This is a genomic window from Hyphomonas polymorpha PS728 (genome assembly GCF_000685315.1).
GTDB lineage: Bacteria > Pseudomonadota > Alphaproteobacteria > Caulobacterales > Hyphomonadaceae > Hyphomonas > Hyphomonas polymorpha.
This window is the reverse complement of the sequence record NZ_ARYM01000014.1, coordinates 17,867-32,241: the sequence shown is the minus strand read 5'-3', so window position 1 is coordinate 32,241 and position 14,375 is coordinate 17,867. Positions and strand designations below refer to the sequence as shown.

The 14,375-nt window shown below is 62.3% G+C and carries 17 protein-coding genes; 5 read left to right on the top strand and 12 right to left on the bottom strand.

Annotated elements, in window-relative coordinates; all coding sequences use genetic code 11:
- Positions 1–3 precede the first annotated feature (3 nt).
- The gene (locus HPO_RS12570; RefSeq protein WP_162174042.1) at positions 4–822 is read right to left on the bottom strand and encodes an SPOR domain-containing protein; all 819 of its coding nucleotides are present in this window, start codon (positions 820–822) and stop codon (positions 4–6) included.
- A gap of 116 nt (positions 823–938) precedes the next feature.
- On the bottom strand, positions 939–2,111 hold the full coding sequence (locus HPO_RS12565) for a deoxyguanosinetriphosphate triphosphohydrolase (protein WP_035599337.1): 1,173 nt from the start codon (positions 2,109–2,111) through the stop codon (positions 939–941).
- A gap of 27 nt (positions 2,112–2,138) precedes the next feature.
- Between HPO_RS12565 and erpA the strand changes: the two genes are divergently transcribed.
- On the top strand, positions 2,139–2,480 hold the full coding sequence (gene erpA, locus HPO_RS12560) for an iron-sulfur cluster insertion protein ErpA (protein WP_035599528.1): 342 nt from the start codon (positions 2,139–2,141) through the stop codon (positions 2,478–2,480).
- A 168-nt stretch (positions 2,481–2,648) separates the two neighbouring features.
- Positions 2,649–3,818, top strand: coding sequence for an epoxide hydrolase family protein (locus HPO_RS12555; protein ID WP_084324310.1), 1,170 nt, complete (start codon positions 2,649–2,651; stop codon positions 3,816–3,818).
- Between the two features lie 186 nt (positions 3,819–4,004).
- Here HPO_RS12555 and nusB read toward each other — a convergent pair whose 3' ends face one another.
- From nusB to glyA, 7 genes are read right to left on the bottom strand one after another with little or no spacing between them, the layout of a single operon-like run.
- Complete coding sequence (nusB, locus tag HPO_RS12550; protein ID WP_035599334.1) at positions 4,005–4,469, bottom strand: transcription antitermination factor NusB; 465 nt, start codon at positions 4,467–4,469, stop codon at positions 4,005–4,007.
- Complete coding sequence (gene ribH, locus HPO_RS12545; RefSeq protein ID WP_035599332.1) at positions 4,469–4,897, bottom strand: 6,7-dimethyl-8-ribityllumazine synthase; 429 nt, start codon at positions 4,895–4,897, stop codon at positions 4,469–4,471. Before ribH ends, nusB begins: the two co-directional genes overlap by 1 nt.
- Positions 4,897–6,024 (bottom strand): 3,4-dihydroxy-2-butanone-4-phosphate synthase, encoded by a 1,128-nt coding sequence (ribB, locus tag HPO_RS12540; RefSeq protein WP_035599330.1) that lies wholly within the window; start codon positions 6,022–6,024, stop codon positions 4,897–4,899. The genes ribH and ribB overlap by 1 nt, the downstream gene beginning before the upstream one ends.
- On the bottom strand, positions 6,024–6,647 hold the full coding sequence (locus HPO_RS12535; protein WP_035599328.1) for a riboflavin synthase: 624 nt from the start codon (positions 6,645–6,647) through the stop codon (positions 6,024–6,026). Before HPO_RS12535 ends, ribB begins: the two co-directional genes overlap by 1 nt.
- An 18-nt stretch (positions 6,648–6,665) precedes the next feature.
- A complete protein-coding gene (locus HPO_RS12530; RefSeq protein WP_035599325.1) occupies positions 6,666–7,319 on the bottom strand; it encodes a RibD family protein in 654 nt (217 codons plus the stop codon).
- Positions 7,316–7,798, bottom strand: a complete 483-nt coding sequence (gene nrdR, locus HPO_RS12525; RefSeq protein WP_035599322.1) for a transcriptional regulator NrdR — start codon at positions 7,796–7,798, stop codon at positions 7,316–7,318. The genes HPO_RS12530 and nrdR overlap by 4 nt, the downstream gene beginning before the upstream one ends.
- A gap of 6 nt (positions 7,799–7,804) precedes the next feature.
- Positions 7,805–9,112 carry a serine hydroxymethyltransferase gene (gene glyA, locus HPO_RS12520; protein ID WP_051612589.1) on the bottom strand — a complete coding sequence of 436 codons (1,308 nt, stop codon included), beginning with the start codon at positions 9,110–9,112 and terminating at the stop codon, positions 7,805–7,807.
- A 221-nt stretch (positions 9,113–9,333) separates the two neighbouring features.
- On the opposite strand from glyA, the gene HPO_RS12515 reads away from it, so the two are divergent.
- Entirely contained in the window at positions 9,334–9,732 is a 399-nt protein-coding gene (locus tag HPO_RS12515; protein ID WP_035599319.1) for a Ros/MucR family transcriptional regulator, read from the top strand.
- 96 nt (positions 9,733–9,828) lie between these two features.
- Here the strand turns inward: HPO_RS12515 and hemA are convergent, their stop codons facing one another.
- Both hemA and HPO_RS12505 read right to left on the bottom strand, forming a co-directional pair.
- A complete protein-coding gene (gene hemA / locus HPO_RS12510; protein WP_035599317.1) occupies positions 9,829–11,046 on the bottom strand; it encodes a 5-aminolevulinate synthase in 1,218 nt (405 codons plus the stop codon).
- Between the two features lie 89 nt (positions 11,047–11,135).
- The gene (locus HPO_RS12505; RefSeq protein WP_035599314.1) at positions 11,136–11,927 is read right to left on the bottom strand and encodes a class II aldolase/adducin family protein; all 792 of its coding nucleotides are present in this window, start codon (positions 11,925–11,927) and stop codon (positions 11,136–11,138) included.
- Positions 11,928–12,125: 198 nt separating this feature from the next.
- Between HPO_RS12505 and HPO_RS12500 the strand changes: the two genes are divergently transcribed.
- Positions 12,126–12,893, top strand: coding sequence for an NAD kinase (locus HPO_RS12500; RefSeq protein ID WP_035599311.1), 768 nt, complete (start codon positions 12,126–12,128; stop codon positions 12,891–12,893).
- Between the two features lie 80 nt (positions 12,894–12,973).
- Positions 12,974–13,558 (top strand): Hpt domain-containing protein, encoded by a 585-nt coding sequence (locus HPO_RS12495; protein ID WP_035599309.1) that lies wholly within the window; start codon positions 12,974–12,976, stop codon positions 13,556–13,558.
- Here the strand turns inward: HPO_RS12495 and HPO_RS12490 are convergent.
- Entirely contained in the window at positions 13,555–14,361 is an 807-nt protein-coding gene (locus HPO_RS12490; protein WP_035599308.1) for an NUDIX hydrolase, read from the bottom strand. The two genes, HPO_RS12495 and HPO_RS12490, sit on opposite strands and share 4 nt — an antisense overlap.
- Positions 14,362–14,375 lie beyond the last annotated feature (14 nt).

Genomic DNA, 14,375 nt, shown 5'->3' with positions numbered 1-14,375 from the left:
AATTTATCCCGTCACCACGATGCAGTTCGCCCCGGTTTCCTTGATCGCCTCGCAGAAAGCGACAGCTTCCGACCGTTCGGCGAAGGCGCCAACACGGAGGCGGTAGAAAACGCCTTCAGAGCCGAGGTCTGCCCGCTGAATGCGCTTCGAGGCGCCATGATACAGCTCCGGGGCCGAAGAGGTCACGCGCCGCCATGCAGTTTCTGCTGCTTCTTCCGAGCGCAGGGCGGCGATCTGGACCAGAAAAGTCCCGGATTCGGTGAAGGTGAAGCGCGCTTGCGAGGACAGCGGCGCGATGGGCTCCGGCGGCTTGATTGAGACGGCCGAAATCGGCTGCTTGGCTTCCGAGCCCGGCAAAGGCAGATCCGTGACCGGCAGGGGCTGCGGCGTAGGCGCCGCGGTGACGGCCTCTTCGGCCAGGGTTTCGGATGGAACCGGGCGCAGATCAGCCGGCGGGCCACCCGCAAGGGCGCCAGTTGCAGGCGTGGTGGCAGAGGCGAGCTTCATATCGGCTTCGGACCGCTGCGAAGCGTCCATGGCGTCGTAGAACTGCTTGTCGGTGTATTTCACCGGATTGCCGCCGGGGTCGGCGGGCAGCTGTTTGAAGGGCTGGGCCTCGGCGATCACGCTGGGCAGGCCATCGGTGGCGGGGCGCACGCCCTGCCGGTAGGTATTCCAGACAACGCCGCCGAAAATCAGCAGCACGCCAATCGCAAGGGTGAGGATAAGGGGTCCGCGCGCGGCTTCATCCTCGCGCACATCAAAGCCACGATAGTCGTCTTCAAACGGGTTTTCACGGCCTGCCATGTCCGATCGGCTCATGGGAGAACTCCTTGGAATCATTCACGTAGGTTAATTTTTAAGGGAGCTTCCTTAACGAGCCTTGAAGAGAGGCCCTTTCACCCGGTGGAAATGCCGTTTCCCGCTGCCCTTTTCCGCTAGGTAAGCGCGCTTGTATCAAACAGCCGGCGATACTCTTCCAGGGCATAGGTATCGGTCATTCCCGCCATGTAATCACACACGATGCGGGCCCTGCCGATGCCTTCTTCCCTGATGGCGGCGGCGTTCCAAGGCGGCGGCAGGGTTTGCGGCTCGTTCAGGAACACCTCGAACAGGTCTGCCAGCACGCGCTTGGCCTTCGAGCGCATCCGGTTGACCCGGTAATGCTTGTACATGCGGGAATAAAGGAACGTCCGCAGGGCGCGCTGCGGGCCTTCGAGGGCCTCAGAGAAGCCGATCAGCGGCTCGCCCAGCGCCCGCACTTCGGCGGCAGACTGGGGCTTGAGGCGTTTGACGCGGGACCGGGTCTCGTCCACCAGATCGTTAATCCACAGGCCAATCAGGCGGCGGACAGCTTCATAGGTGACCATCCGGTCGTCCAGATCACGGTATTCCATCCGAACACCGCGAAAAATATCCCCAACTACAGGGAGTTCCATCAGATCATCGACAGTGAACAGGCCCGCGGCGATGCCATCGTCGATGTCGTGGTTGTTGTAGGCAATGTCGTCTGACAGGGCCGCGACCTGGGCTTCGGGGCCGGCAAACTGGTCGAGCTCCAAGTCTTCGAGGTGAGGAAAGTCCCTGAACGCAATGGGGAGGGCCGTGATGGGGGTGTCCGGCCCGGTCAGCGGGCCATTATGCTTGACGAGCCCTTCCAGCGTCTCCCAGGTCAAATTCAACCCGTTGAACAGGGGATAGCGGCGCTCCAGCCGGGTGACGATGCGCAGCGACTGCGCATTGTGATCAAAGCCTTCATAGGGCGCCATACAGGCGTCGAGCTGGTCTTCCCCCGCATGGCCGAACGGCGGATGGCCGAGATCATGGCTGAGGGCGAGGGTTTCGGCGAGGTCTTCATCCAGCCCCAACGTGCGCGCGATCGACCGGGAAATCTGAGCAACTTCAAGGGAGTGCGTCAGGCGCGTGCGGAAGTGATCACCCTCATGGGCAACAAAAACCTGGGTTTTCTGCTTCAGGCGGCGAAAGGCCGTGGCGTGGATAATCCGGTCCCTGTCCCGCTGGAACGGGGTCCGCGTGGCCGAAGGTGCCTCCTCAAAATAGCGCCCCCGGCTATCTTCGTGACGTGTTGCGTAAGGGGCTCTCTTTTCCATCAAGGAATTCGTCCTTATCTTATGCCCATGACCGAGACCACTGCCCCGGATGTGACCCTGACTGCTTCAGCTGCGAAGCGGATTAACGCGATTCTCGCCAAACAGGACGGCGCCGCCTTTCTGCGCGTCTCTGTGGAGGGGGGCGGATGTTCCGGCTTCTCCTACAAGTTTGACTTCGCGCCTGCGGCCAATGCGGACGATCTGGTGATTGAACGCGACGGGGCACGTGTGCTGATCGACGAGATGAGCCTTGAGTTCCTGCAGGGGTCGGAGATCGATTTTTCGACCGAACTGATCGGCGCGGCGTTCAAGATCAAGAACCCGAACGCCACCGCCGCCTGCGGTTGCGGGACCAGTTTTTCGGTCTGAAAAACCTCTAAAAAACTCCAACCATTCCTCCAACGGCGAGGGCGAAAACTCCAACGGCGTTGGAGTTTTTTGCGTTTTCCGAAGGTGCGCGCCTGCCGCTGGGGGATGGCTTAGACTGGGGGCGCGGGTGCGCTAGTCTCACCGTCAACAAGATGAGGGGGAGATACCATGTCCGTGCCGACACCGTTCAAGGTCAATGTTCCGGATGCCAAGCTCGCCGAAATCCGGGCGGGCGTGGCGCGCTATAAGTGGTTCCCTGCCCCGGCCAATGAGCAGGGCTTTGCCTATGGCATGTCGACACCGGTGATGCAGGACATCCAGCGCTACTGGCTGGACCAGTATGACTGGCGGGCGGCGGAGGCAGAGCTGAACCGTTGGCCGCAGTTCATCGCCGAGGTGGACGGGCTGCCGATCCATTTCGTGCATGTGGTGGGCGAGGCGAAGGGCAAGCGCCCGCTGCTGATCACCCATGGCTGGCCGGGCAGCATCTATGAGCTCTGGCAGGCGATCGGGCCGCTCGCCTACCCATCCGAACACGGAGGGAAATCGGAAGATGCGTTTGACCTGATCATCCCGTCCCTGCCCGGCTATGGCTTTTCGGGCAAGCCTGCCTCACCGCTGGGCCAGCGGGCGACGGCGGCAATGTGGGACAAGCTGATGCGGGAGGTGCTGGGCTACCCCACCTATCTGGCGCAGGGCGGAGATTGGGGCTCGATGGTCACGTCCTGGATTGGCAAGAACCATGGGCTGCGCGATGGCAAGGGCGGGGCGAAGGCGATCCATCTCAACATGATGGGCTTCCGGCCGACGCCAGCGGTTCCTCAGACGGCGGAGGAAACGCAGTGGCTGCAGCATTCTCAGATGATGATGCAGATGGAAGGCGCCTACCTCATGCAGCAGGCGACCAAGCCGCAGACGCTGGCGATGGCGCTGATGGACTCACCGATGGGGACGGCGGCGTGGATTCTGGAGAAGTTTCACGGCTGGAGCGATCTTACGCAGCGCGGCCTGTTTGAGGTTTACACGCGCGACCAGCTGCTGACGAATGTGATGATCTATCTGGTGAATGACGCGATTGCGACGAGCGTATGGTATTATAATGCCCTCTTCCAGCAAGGCGGCAATGGCCTGCCCGAGGGCGAACGCTGCGAAACGCCGACGGCTTTTGCGAGCTATCCCGGCGAGCGCTACATCGTGGCGCCGCCGAGAAGCTGGGCCGACCGGGCGTATAATATTGTTCGGTGGACGGACATGCCGCGCGGCGGGCATTTCGCCGCGATGGAAGCGCCGGAGATTTATGTGGAGGATGTGCGGGCCTGGGCGCGGGAGGTGGGGTGAAGCTTGGCGGGTTACGCATTTCGCTAACCCGCCCTACGGATACGGGGTGACGTATACTGAGGAGATTTGGCTGCCCGGACGGCTCATCATGAGCGAAGCCGAAGAACGAGCCGGGGCTTGAGGCAGCTCTGTCTGGCCATCCTTCGACTTCGCTCAGGATGAGCGTTGAGTTTGAGGCGGAGGCTATCAGCTGCGCAGGTCGCGGCCCATGTTCTGCAGGACGGCGTTGGCAAACTTCGCGTCGCCTTCGTCGAAGAAATCGTGCGCGAGGGAGACGTATTCGTCGAGGATCACCGCGTCGGAGAGTTCCGGATGGGCGATGAATTCGGCCGCGCCGGCGCGCAGGAGGGCGCGCATAGTGGCGTCGAGGCGGGTGAGTTTCCAGCCTTCGGCGAGGCGCGCGAGGATTGCCGTGTCGATCTTCGCCTGATGTTCGACCACGGCATTGACGATGGATTTGAAAAGGTCCGGATCCGCCTCCTCCACGGGCAGGCCGTCCGGGCCGATGCCCAGACGGTCTTCTATGAAGTCGCGGATGGTGGCGCGGGCGGATTTCTCCGTCTGCTCCATTTCGTAAAGTGCCTGCACAGCCGCAAGACGCGCGCCGGCGCGGCGCGCGCGTGTGACATCGAAGGGCATCTTCTGAGTCATCAGCGGATCAGCTCTTTGCGGAACTTAATCATGGCAAGGCAGGCATTGGCCGCTTCCGCGCCCTTGTTCTTGCGCTTGCGATCTGCGCGGGCAAGGGCCTGCGCTTCGTTTTCCACGGTGAGGATGCCATAGCCGATGGCCTGGCGGCGCTGGACGATGAGGTCCATGAGGCCGCGCGCGCTCTCGCCGCAGACATAGTCATAATGGCTGGTTTCGCCGCGAATGACGCAGCCCAGCGCCACGGCGCCGTCAAACCGGCCGGAATCGGCCGACATGGCGATCAGGCCGGGGATTTCAAAAGCGCCCGGCACTTCCATGACGGTGACCTTCGCGCCGGCAGCTTCGAGCACTTCCATCGCCCCGGCTTCCAGCTCGTCACTGATATGCTTGTAATAGCGCGAAATCGCGATGAGGACGCGGTCGGCCATCAGGTGTTCTCCTCGTTCAGGCGGCGCCAGCCCTCTATTGTCAGACCGTATCCGTCAAGCCCTGCTAGGCGGGTGGGCTGTGTATCGGACAGGTATACCATGCGTCGGACGCCGAGTTCGCGCAGGATCTGAGCCCCGATGCCGTACTCTCTGAGAGGTGCGGACGGATCACGCGGGGCCGCGGATTTCAGGCCGAGACGCTCTGCAAGAGAGCCCGGCTGCATTGTGTTGACGAAGACCACGACGCCCGGATTGGGATCGCTCGCGATCAGGCGCATGGCGCGGGAGACGAGGCCGGACCGGGGGCCCTTCTCACCGAGAATGTCGGCCAGGATGTCTGTGCGGTGGACGCGGACGAGGGTGGTGGCATCCGGCTTGATGTCGCCATGGACGATGGCGATATGCTCGGAATTGTCCATCGTGTTGCGGAAACAGACGGTGCGGAAGCCGCTGCCATAATCGGATTCCAGCGGGGCCTCGATGCGGCGCTCCAGGAAGCGGTCGTTCTGACGGCGCCAGGCGATCAGGTCGGCGATGGTGCCAATCTTGAGATTGTGCAGCTGGGCGAAGGCGATCAGCTCCGGCAGGCGGGCCATGGTGCCGTCGTCATTCATGATTTCGCAGATGACGCCCGCCGGGAAAAGGCCGGCCATGCGGGAGATATCGACAGCGGCCTCCGTGTGGCCGGCGCGGACGAGCGTGCCGCCTTCTTTGGCGATCAGCGGGAAGATGTGGCCGGGGGTGACGATGTCATCATGATCCTTGGTCGGATCAATGGCGACGGCAATCGTCCGGGCACGGTCATGTGCGGAAATACCCGTGGTGACGCCTTCCTTCGCTTCGATGGAGACGGTGAAGGCCGTGCCCATGCTTTCGCGGTTGTTGCGGGTCATCATGTCCAGCGCGAGCGTGTGGGCGCGCTCCTGCGTCATGGCGAGACAGATGAGGCCGCGGCCATGCTTGGCCATGAAGTTGACGGCCTCCGGCGTGGCGAAGGTGGCCGGGATGATGAGGTCGCCCTCATTCTCGCGGTCTTCGGCATCGACCAGGATGAACATGCGCCCGTTGCGGGCGTCTTCGATGATTTCCTCAATCGAGGAGATGGCGGCGGTGAACTCGCTGCTCATTATTCAGCTCCCTTTGGCGCATCTGCGCCGATCATGCGGGCCACATAGCGCGCAAGCATATCAATTTCGAGATTTACCTTCGTGCCGGCCTGGAGGGCGCTGAGGGTGGTGACTTCCCAGGTGTGCGGGATGATGGCGACCTGGAAGTCGCCATTCGGCAAGGCAGCGGCCACGGTGAGCGAGACGCCGTCGACCGCGGCGGAGCCCTTGGTGGCGAAATAGCGCGCAATGGCGGCAGGCGGGCGAATGGTGACGCGGAAGGACTGCCCCTCAGGCGCGACCGAGACGATCTCACCGACGCCGTCCACATGGCCGAACACGAAATGGCCGCCAAGTTCCTCGCCAAGCTTCAGGCTCTGTTCGAGGTTGACGCGCGTGCCTTGCTGCCAGCCGCCGAGGATGGTTTTCGACAGGGTTTCAGGCACAGCCTCCACCGCAAACCAGGCGCCGCGTGCGCCCTCCCCCTTGTCCACCACGGTCAGGCAGACGCCGGAATGCAGGATGGAAGCACCCATGGCAATTTCAGCAAGCGGATAGCCGCTTTCGACTTCAAACCGGGTGAGGCCGTTGCGGTGCTCCGCTTTGCGGACAGTGCCGACATCGGTGACGAGGCCAGTAAACATGATTTCTTATCCTGGGGCCTATTGCTCAGAGCGAACATAAGTGTCGAGAACGTCATCCCCAATCCGTTCCGTTGCGATAGGGCGCCAGCGGGTCGCAGATTTGAGATCCGTGAGACCGAGGGCGCCAAGGGCGGGAAGGCCTTCCCCGCCAATGAGGATGGGCGCGCGGAACCAGGCGATTTCGTCAACGAAGCCGGCGCGGATGAAGGTGGCGGCCAGCGTGCTGCCACCCTCGATGAGGAGCGTGCGCAGGCCTTCGGCCTCAGCGCGGCGGACAAATTCGGCCACATCCATGCGCACGCCATTGCCACAGCGCCAGATGTCGACCCCGGCGGGGATGGCAGTTTCGGTGGCCTGACCGCTGGTGACGGCAACGACCCGGCCAAGATCAAGGGACTGGGCAAGACGCGACGCAGGCGGCAGACGGCCGCGCGAGTCCGCCACGATGCGCACCGGCTGGCGCGCGGGCAGCGGCACGGTGCGGGCCGTCAGCAGCGGATCATCGGCCAGCACGGTGCCGATGCCGACCATGATGGCGTCATTTTCGGCGCGCATCTGGTGGCCCCGCGCCCGCGATGCGCTGGAGGTGATCCATTGGCTTGTGCCATCGGCCAGCGCGATGCGCCCATCCAGAGAGGACGCAATCTTCAGGGTGATGCGGAGGTTTTTCATTTTCCGGGCGCGTCGTCTTCGTCTTCATCGTCAAGGGCGGCCTTGTCGATGAACTGGGCGAAGTCGCTCGGGTCTTTGAAATCCCGGTAAACGGAGGCGAAGCGGACATAGCCGACCGGATCAACCCGTTTCAGGGCATCCATGGCCAGCTCGCCGACATCGTTGGAAGTGACTTCCTGCTCGCCAGTGCTCTCCAGCTTGCGGAGGATGCCGGAAACCATCTGGTCGATCTGCTCGCGGTCTACCGGGCGCTTGCGCAGGGCGATTGTGATGGAGCGGGCCAGCCGCTCCCGGTCAAACGGGACGCGCTTGCTGTCACGCTTGACCACCATGATCTCGCGCAACTGCACCCGCTCGAATGTGGTGAAGCGCGCGCCGCAGCTTTCGCAGACGCGGCGGCGGCGCACAGCGGTATCGTCTTCAGCAGCTCGGCTGTCTTTTACGGACGTATTGTCAGAACCGCAGAATGGACACCGCAAGACGGATCAGGCTCCCAGCCCCTCATAGATGGGGAAGCGCGCTGTCAGCGCCTTCACCTCTTCACGGACCCGCGTTTCGACAGCTTCGCTGTTGCCGCCCGCGAGGGCTTCGACGATTTCGCCAATCCAGGTGCCGATCTGGATGAACTCGGCCTCGCGGAAGCCGCGCGTGGTGCCCGCAGGCGAGCCAACGCGGATGCCCGAGGTGACGGTCGGCGGCGCGGGATCGAACGGGATGCCGTTCTTGTTGCAGGTGATGAAGGCGCGCTCGAGCGCGGCTTCGGCATCCTTGCCGGTGACGCCTTTCGGGCGCAGGTCGACCAGGGCGAGGTGGGTATCGGTGCCGCCGGAGACGACGTCGAGGCCAGCGGTGCGGCAGGCTGCGGCCATGGCGCGGGCGTTGGAGACGACCTGTTCAGCATAGGCCTGGAACTCGGGCATCAGCGCCTCACCGAAGGCGACTGCCTTGCCGGCGATGACATGCATCAGCGGTCCGCCCTGGATGCCGGGGAAAATTGCGGAGTTGATTTTCTTCGCCAGCGCTTCGTCATTTGTCAGGATCATGCCGCCGCGCGGGCCGCGCAAGGTCTTGTGCGTGGTGGTGGTGGCGATGTGGCAATGGTCGAGCGGGTTGGGGTGGACCCCGCCGGCAACGAGGCCGGCAAAGTGGGCCATGTCGACCAGGAAGATGGCGCCGACATCATCGGCGATCTCACGGAAACGCTTGAAATCGATCTGGCGCGGATAGGCTGAGCCGCCGGCGATGATCATCTGCGGGCGGTGGGCGCGGGCAAGGCGCTCGACCTCTTCAAAGTCGATCAGGTGATCGTCCGGACGCACACCATACTGGACGGCGTTGAACCATTTGCCCGACTGGTTGGGCTTGGCGCCATGGGTCAGGTGGCCGCCCGCGGCGAGGCTCATGCCGAGGATGGTGTCGCCGGGTTTCAGCACCGCCTGGAAGACGCCCTGATTGGCCTGGCTGCCGGAATTGGGCTGGACGTTGGCAAAGCCGCAATTGAACAGCTTCTTGGCGCGCTCGATTGCCAGTTCCTCGGCAATGTCCACGAATTCACAGCCGCCATAGTAGCGCTTGCCGGGATAGCCTTCGGCATACTTGTTGGTGAGGATCGAGCCCTGCGCCTCAAGGACGGCGCGGGAGACGATGTTCTCCGAAGCGATCAGCTCGATCTGATGCTGCTGGCGGGCGGCTTCCTTCGCCATGGCCGCTGCCAGCTCGGGATCGCGCTCAGCCAGACCGGCCGAGAAGAATCCGCCAGCCAGCGTTTCAGGAACATGCGCCGAATCTGCCATGGGGAGCCTCCTATATGACGGTCTGGGCGCTGTTTACGCCGTGCAGCCGACCGGGGCAACTGCGACTCGAAGTTCTGCAGAGTTTCAACTAGAATAGAAGAAACCTCGCCGCTGCGATGAAAAATTTAGCTCGATACTTTACGGACTATCGCGATTATACTTAGACAAGCTAAGAATTGCGAGAATCGCAGCAACGATTACAGGATGGATGGGGTGGGCGAATGACTGATCCGGAAGATATCGACGCTTTGGAAATGACGGTTGAGATTGTCTCATCGTATGTGGCGAATAATTCCCTTCAGTCGGCACAACTTCCAGAGCTGATCAGAAGTATTCACGCGACGATTACCAGTCTTTCATCTGCAGCCCCTGCCCCGGTCGTGCAGCTGGAGCCGGCGGTTCCGGTCAACAAGTCGGTGACGGCAGAATATCTGGTCTGCCTGGAAGACGGCGCGAAGCTGAAGATGCTGAAGCGCTACCTGCGCACGCGCTATGACATGACCCCGGAAGAATACCGCGCCAAATGGGGCCTGCCGGTCGATTACCCGATGGTGGCGCCGAATTATGCCAAACTTCGTTCCAAACATGCCAAGCAAATTGGGTTGGGCAAAAAACGCTGACTTTACAAGCAAATGGCCCGGCAAAACCGGGCCATCTTGACGCGTTTTCCGGTCATCGCGCGGACAAAACCGGACAATTTCGGACAGGCTGCGCCCTCAGGCCGCCTTATCGAGCCCCAGCTGTTTCCAGACCGCGAGGATGGCGGCGACCAGCTCATCCATCATCACTTCATCATGCACCGGGCTGGGCGTGAAGCGCAGACGCTCCGTGCCCCGCGGGACGGTGGGATAGTTGATCGGCTGGACGTAGATGCCGAAGTCGAAGAGCAGCGTGTCGGACAGGGCCTTGCAGCGCTCCGGATCCCCCACCAGCAGCGGGACGATGTGGGAGGGCGAATCCATGACCGGCAGGCCGGCATCGCGGAACTTCTGCTTCAACTCGAGCGCCTTGGCCTGGTGGACGGCGCGCAGACGGCGGCCTTCATCGGTGCGCAGCTTGCGGATGCTGGCGAGAGCACCGGCCGCCATGACCGGACAGGTAGAGGTGCTGAAAATGAAGCCGGACGCCATGGAGCGAATGGCATCGATCACGGTGGCGTGGCTGGCGATATAGCCGCCCATCACGCCATACCCCTTGGCCAGCGTGCCTTCGATGATGTCGATCCGGTCGCCCAGGCCAAGCATTTCGGCAACACCGGCGCCCTGCTGGCCGTAAAGGCCAACGGCATGGACTTCGTCGAGATAGGTCAGCGCGTTGAATTCCTCGGCGAGGTCGCAGATTTCCTGCATCCGGCCGAAATCCCCATCCATCGAATACACGCTTTCGAAGGCGATCAGCTTGGGACGGTCTGCATCGTCATTCTCAATCAGGGCGCGCAGATGGTCGACATCATTGTGCCGGAAGACGCGGTATTCGGCGCCCGAGCGGCGGATGCCCTCGATCATCGAGGCGTGGTTCAGCTGATCGGAATAGATGATCAGGTTGGGCAGGATCTTGCCGAGCGTCGACAGGGTCGCGTCGTTCGAAACATAGCCGGAGGTGAACAGCAGCGCCGATTCCTTGCCGTGCAGATCTGCCAGTTCGCGCTCCAGATCGACGTGGAAGCGGGTGGTGCCGGAGATGTTGCGGGTGCCGCCCGAGCCAGCGCCGAAGCTGTCGATGGCTTCGTGCATGGAATTGATGACATCATCATCCTGACCCATGCCGAGATAGTCGTTCGAGCACCAGATGGTGACTTCCCGCTCGCCATCCTCAAACCGGGCGGTGGCTTTCGGAAAACGGCCCTTGTGACGGTGCAGGTCGATGAAAACCCGGTAGCGTCCTTCACTGTGGATGGCGCCAAGGGCGTCTTCGAAGGCTTTGAGATGCTTCATGGCGCTCTGAACTCTCTGCGACTGACCATGCTTAATTGGGTACCGGAGGCTTAGTCCGGCGACCTATTTAGGCGAACCCGTAAAAATACCTATGCGGCATAACCGGGCAGATCCCGGTCCAGCTTGCGCAGCAGCGCGGGCCAGACGAGCTTTTCGGTCAGGGTGGACATTCCGTTGCTGTGTTCGGTCATGCCGCCCTGCCCGGCCACCTTCTGCTGGAGGCCGCCATCGCACTCCAGCACGCCGTCGCGTCCAGCCGAAAGCGCCATGATCTGCATGTTACAGGCGCGCTCCAGGAAGAACATGCGGGTGAAGGTGATGGCCGCTGTGGCGCCGCAGGTCAGCGTGCCGTGGTTGCGCAGGATCATCGAATGCTTCTTGGGGCCGAGGTCGCGCACCAGGCGCTCACGCTCGTCCAGATCAAGGGCGATGCCCTCATAATCATGATAAGCGACATCTTCACGCACGACCATGGCCGTCTGGCTGAGCGGGAGGAGGCCTTCCTTCTGCGCCGAGACAGCAACGCCCTGATCTGTATGGACGTGCATCACGACATGCGCATCTTCGCGGGCCGCATGGATGGCCGAATGGATGGTGAAGCCAGCCGGATTGATCATCGCATCGGTTTCCTGAACGATGTTGCCGTCCAGATCGACCTTCACCAGCGAGGAAGCGGTGATTTCCTCGAAGAAATAGCCATAGGGATTGATCAGGAAGTGATGCTCCGGGCCAGGAACGCGGTGGGAAATGTGGGTGAAGATCATGTCATCCCAGCCGTAAAGCGCGGTGAGACGGTAGAGCGCAGCGAGATCGACGCGCGCCTTCCATTCGGCTTCACTGACGGAATTGCGGATATCAATCTTGCCTGCGCCATCGGCCATGGTGGTCTTCTCCCTGGATGCGTGTCTTGCGTTCTTATAGGCGGTTTTGTGCGTTTCCAGAGCCGAAAGTAAACGAGTTTGGGCCTGAGCGCCAGATTCAGATGACGCTGGCGTCACGTTTTGCCGCAAGGGAAGCTCTGCGCGGACATATCCGGCCTGCCTTGACGGGTGGGGCAAAACATTCCCACATGCCGCCGCATGACATCGCTGCGTATCGCTTTTTATGCTTCAAAACGGCCAGAGGCGCAGCAGGTGCTGCCGCTTCTGCGCGACAAATACGGCCATTATTCCGAGGAAGAGGCTGAGGTCATCGTCGCTCTCGGCGGGGATGGCGCGATGCTGGATACGCTGCGCCGGCGCTTTGATGACGGCAAGGCTGTCTACGGGATGCATCTGGGCACAGTGGGCTTCCTGATGAACGACTACCGCGCGGACGGCCTGATCGAGCGGATCGAGGCGGCCGAGCGGGCGACGCTCTCGCCGCTGCGGATGGCGGCGACCGATCTGGACGGCAAGGTTCACCGGGCCATGGCGATCAATGAGGTTTCCCTGCTGCGCCAGACGGCGCAATCGGCGCGCCTCAAGATCGTCGTCGACGGGCGGGTGCGTATGGAAGAACTCGTCTGTGACGGGTTGATGGTGGCGACGCCTGCCGGGTCAACCGCCTACAACCTTTCGGCCCATGGACCGATCCTGCCGATCGGCGCGAAACTGCTGGCGCTGACGCCGGTGAGCGCGTTCCGCCCCCGGCGCTGGCGCGGGGCGCTGCTCAAAGCCGAGGCCAAGGTGGACATTGAAGTGATCCATCCCGACCGCCGCCCGGTCTCTGCCTCGGCCGACAATGAGGAAGTGCGCAATATTGCCAAGGTGACAGTGGAAACCGATCCGGCCAGGACGCTGAAGGTGCTGTTTGACCCCGGCCATGCGCTCGACGAGCGCATTTTGCGCGAACAGTTTGCTTTCTGAGGTAATTTCAACGCCTTGCGTCAGGCGAATGTTAAATTTTGTTGGTTAATCACGATCCTTCAGAAACGAGGGGTGGAGTGATGCTGGGCAAGTTCCTCAAGAAACTGGATACCGCCAAGTTTAACCGCAAACCGGCGCAGACCGTTGTCGCGCCCGACATTTCCCGTGTGATCCGGCCCGCCTCTGCCACAACGCCGGCGCACGAAGAGATGGCCCCTGCAGCCATCACCCCGCCGGAACCGGTATTTGTGGCCGACCCACAGGAGATGGTGACCCAGGCCGAAGAAGCCCTGGACGCCCTGACCGAAGAATTTGAGGGCTGGATGCGCAATGATCTGGAAAAGATGCGCGACGCCTGGCGCATTGCCCAGAAGCCGCATGCCACCGCCGACGACTACCGCACGCTCTATACCTGCGCCCACAATATCCGCGGGGCGGCAACCTCCTATGGCTACCCGGCCGTCTCACGCCTTTGTGGATCGCTGTGCGATTTGCTGACCGGCACGCGGGCCGGCGAGAACAGTGCGCTGATCAATCTGCACATCGAAGCCTGCCGCGCCGCCGTGGCGGCCGGCCCGCAGGGCGAGGGGTCAGAATCGGTTGCCGATGCCGTGTGCGAAGCCCTTGAGCGCCGCGTTGCCCTCAAGGTTGGAAACGCAGGCTAGACTTTCACTTTCGAGAGCAGCTCGACCGTCTGACCGTAGCCGGCTTCTTCCGGAATGAAGAGGCAGGGATCACCCGTCTCCGTCTTGCCGGGGCGCGGCAATACCGTGATCACGGGCTCAGCTGCAAACCGCTGACGGGCATCTTCCAGCGAGGCAGCACGGGAAAGCTTCACCAGGTTCATCCGTGTCGGGAAGATGATGGTGGCCTGCCCGGCCATTTCCTGCGCCAGGGCATCTGAGGCCGACAGCCAGACGGCATCGGTGGTTTCACGGCCATCATGGGCGGCGATCTGGCCGCTGGGCGCCGGCGCAACATAGAAATGCGTGTCGAAGCGTTTGGGCATCATCACCGGCGTGATCCAGTGGCCGAAATGGATGAGCCGGTCGAGCGCCAGGGTAAGATCGTGTTCGCGCACGAGATCAAGGAACGGGATTTCACCCCGGTCCACCCCAGCCCGGTAAGGCGCCAGCTTGTCGGCAATGTCTGCCCCCACCAGCGGCGCCCCTTCCCCACGCGCCTTGCGATGGCGCGCCAGAAGGATGCCGGATTCCTCATACGCCTCACGGATGGCGGCGATGCGGGCGTCCTGCTGGATGGGGCCGTAATCGCCGTCTGTATACGCGTCCCAGCCCGGATCGGTATCGCTGGAAGCGGCTTTTCCGCCCGGAAACACCAATGCGCCGGCGGCAAAGTCGATCTCGTAATGGCGCTTCACCATCAGCACTTCCGGCGCGCTAATACCTTCTCGCAAAAGAAGAATTGTCGCTGACAGGCGGGCGTCCGGCGGGGTTTGGGCGGTCATTTGATGCCTCTTTA

Excerpts from the sequence above, each read along its gene's own strand:
- erpA (WP_035599528.1), top strand. The coding sequence starts at position 2,139 with ATGACCGAGACCACTGCCCCGGATGTGACCCTGACTGCTTCAGCTGCG.
- HPO_RS12515 (WP_035599319.1), top strand. The coding sequence starts at position 9,334 with ATGACTGATCCGGAAGATATCGACGCTTTGGAAATGACGGTTGAGATT.
- HPO_RS12565 (WP_035599337.1), bottom strand. The coding sequence starts at position 2,111 with ATGGAAAAGAGAGCCCCTTACGCAACACGTCACGAAGATAGCCGGGGG.
- nusB (WP_035599334.1), bottom strand. The coding sequence starts at position 4,469 with ATGACTCAGAAGATGCCCTTCGATGTCACACGCGCGCGCCGCGCCGGC.
- ribB (WP_035599330.1), bottom strand. The coding sequence starts at position 6,024 with ATGAGCAGCGAGTTCACCGCCGCCATCTCCTCGATTGAGGAAATCATC.
- HPO_RS12535 (WP_035599328.1), bottom strand. The coding sequence starts at position 6,647 with ATGTTTACTGGCCTCGTCACCGATGTCGGCACTGTCCGCAAAGCGGAG.
- HPO_RS12500 (WP_035599311.1), top strand. The coding sequence starts at position 12,126 with ATGACATCGCTGCGTATCGCTTTTTATGCTTCAAAACGGCCAGAGGCG.
- HPO_RS12570 (WP_162174042.1), bottom strand. The coding sequence starts at position 822 with ATGAGCCGATCGGACATGGCAGGCCGTGAAAACCCGTTTGAAGACGAC.
- ribH (WP_035599332.1), bottom strand. The coding sequence starts at position 4,897 with ATGGCCGACCGCGTCCTCATCGCGATTTCGCGCTATTACAAGCATATC.
- HPO_RS12530 (WP_035599325.1), bottom strand. The coding sequence starts at position 7,319 with ATGAAAAACCTCCGCATCACCCTGAAGATTGCGTCCTCTCTGGATGGG.
- HPO_RS12505 (WP_035599314.1), bottom strand. The coding sequence starts at position 11,927 with ATGGCCGATGGCGCAGGCAAGATTGATATCCGCAATTCCGTCAGTGAA.
- HPO_RS12495 (WP_035599309.1), top strand. The coding sequence starts at position 12,974 with ATGCTGGGCAAGTTCCTCAAGAAACTGGATACCGCCAAGTTTAACCGC.
- HPO_RS12555 (WP_084324310.1), top strand. The coding sequence starts at position 2,649 with ATGTCCGTGCCGACACCGTTCAAGGTCAATGTTCCGGATGCCAAGCTC.
- hemA (WP_035599317.1), bottom strand. The coding sequence starts at position 11,046 with ATGAAGCATCTCAAAGCCTTCGAAGACGCCCTTGGCGCCATCCACAGT.
- glyA (WP_051612589.1), bottom strand. The coding sequence starts at position 9,112 with ATGGCAGATTCGGCGCATGTTCCTGAAACGCTGGCTGGCGGATTCTTC.
- HPO_RS12490 (WP_035599308.1), bottom strand. The coding sequence starts at position 14,361 with ATGACCGCCCAAACCCCGCCGGACGCCCGCCTGTCAGCGACAATTCTT.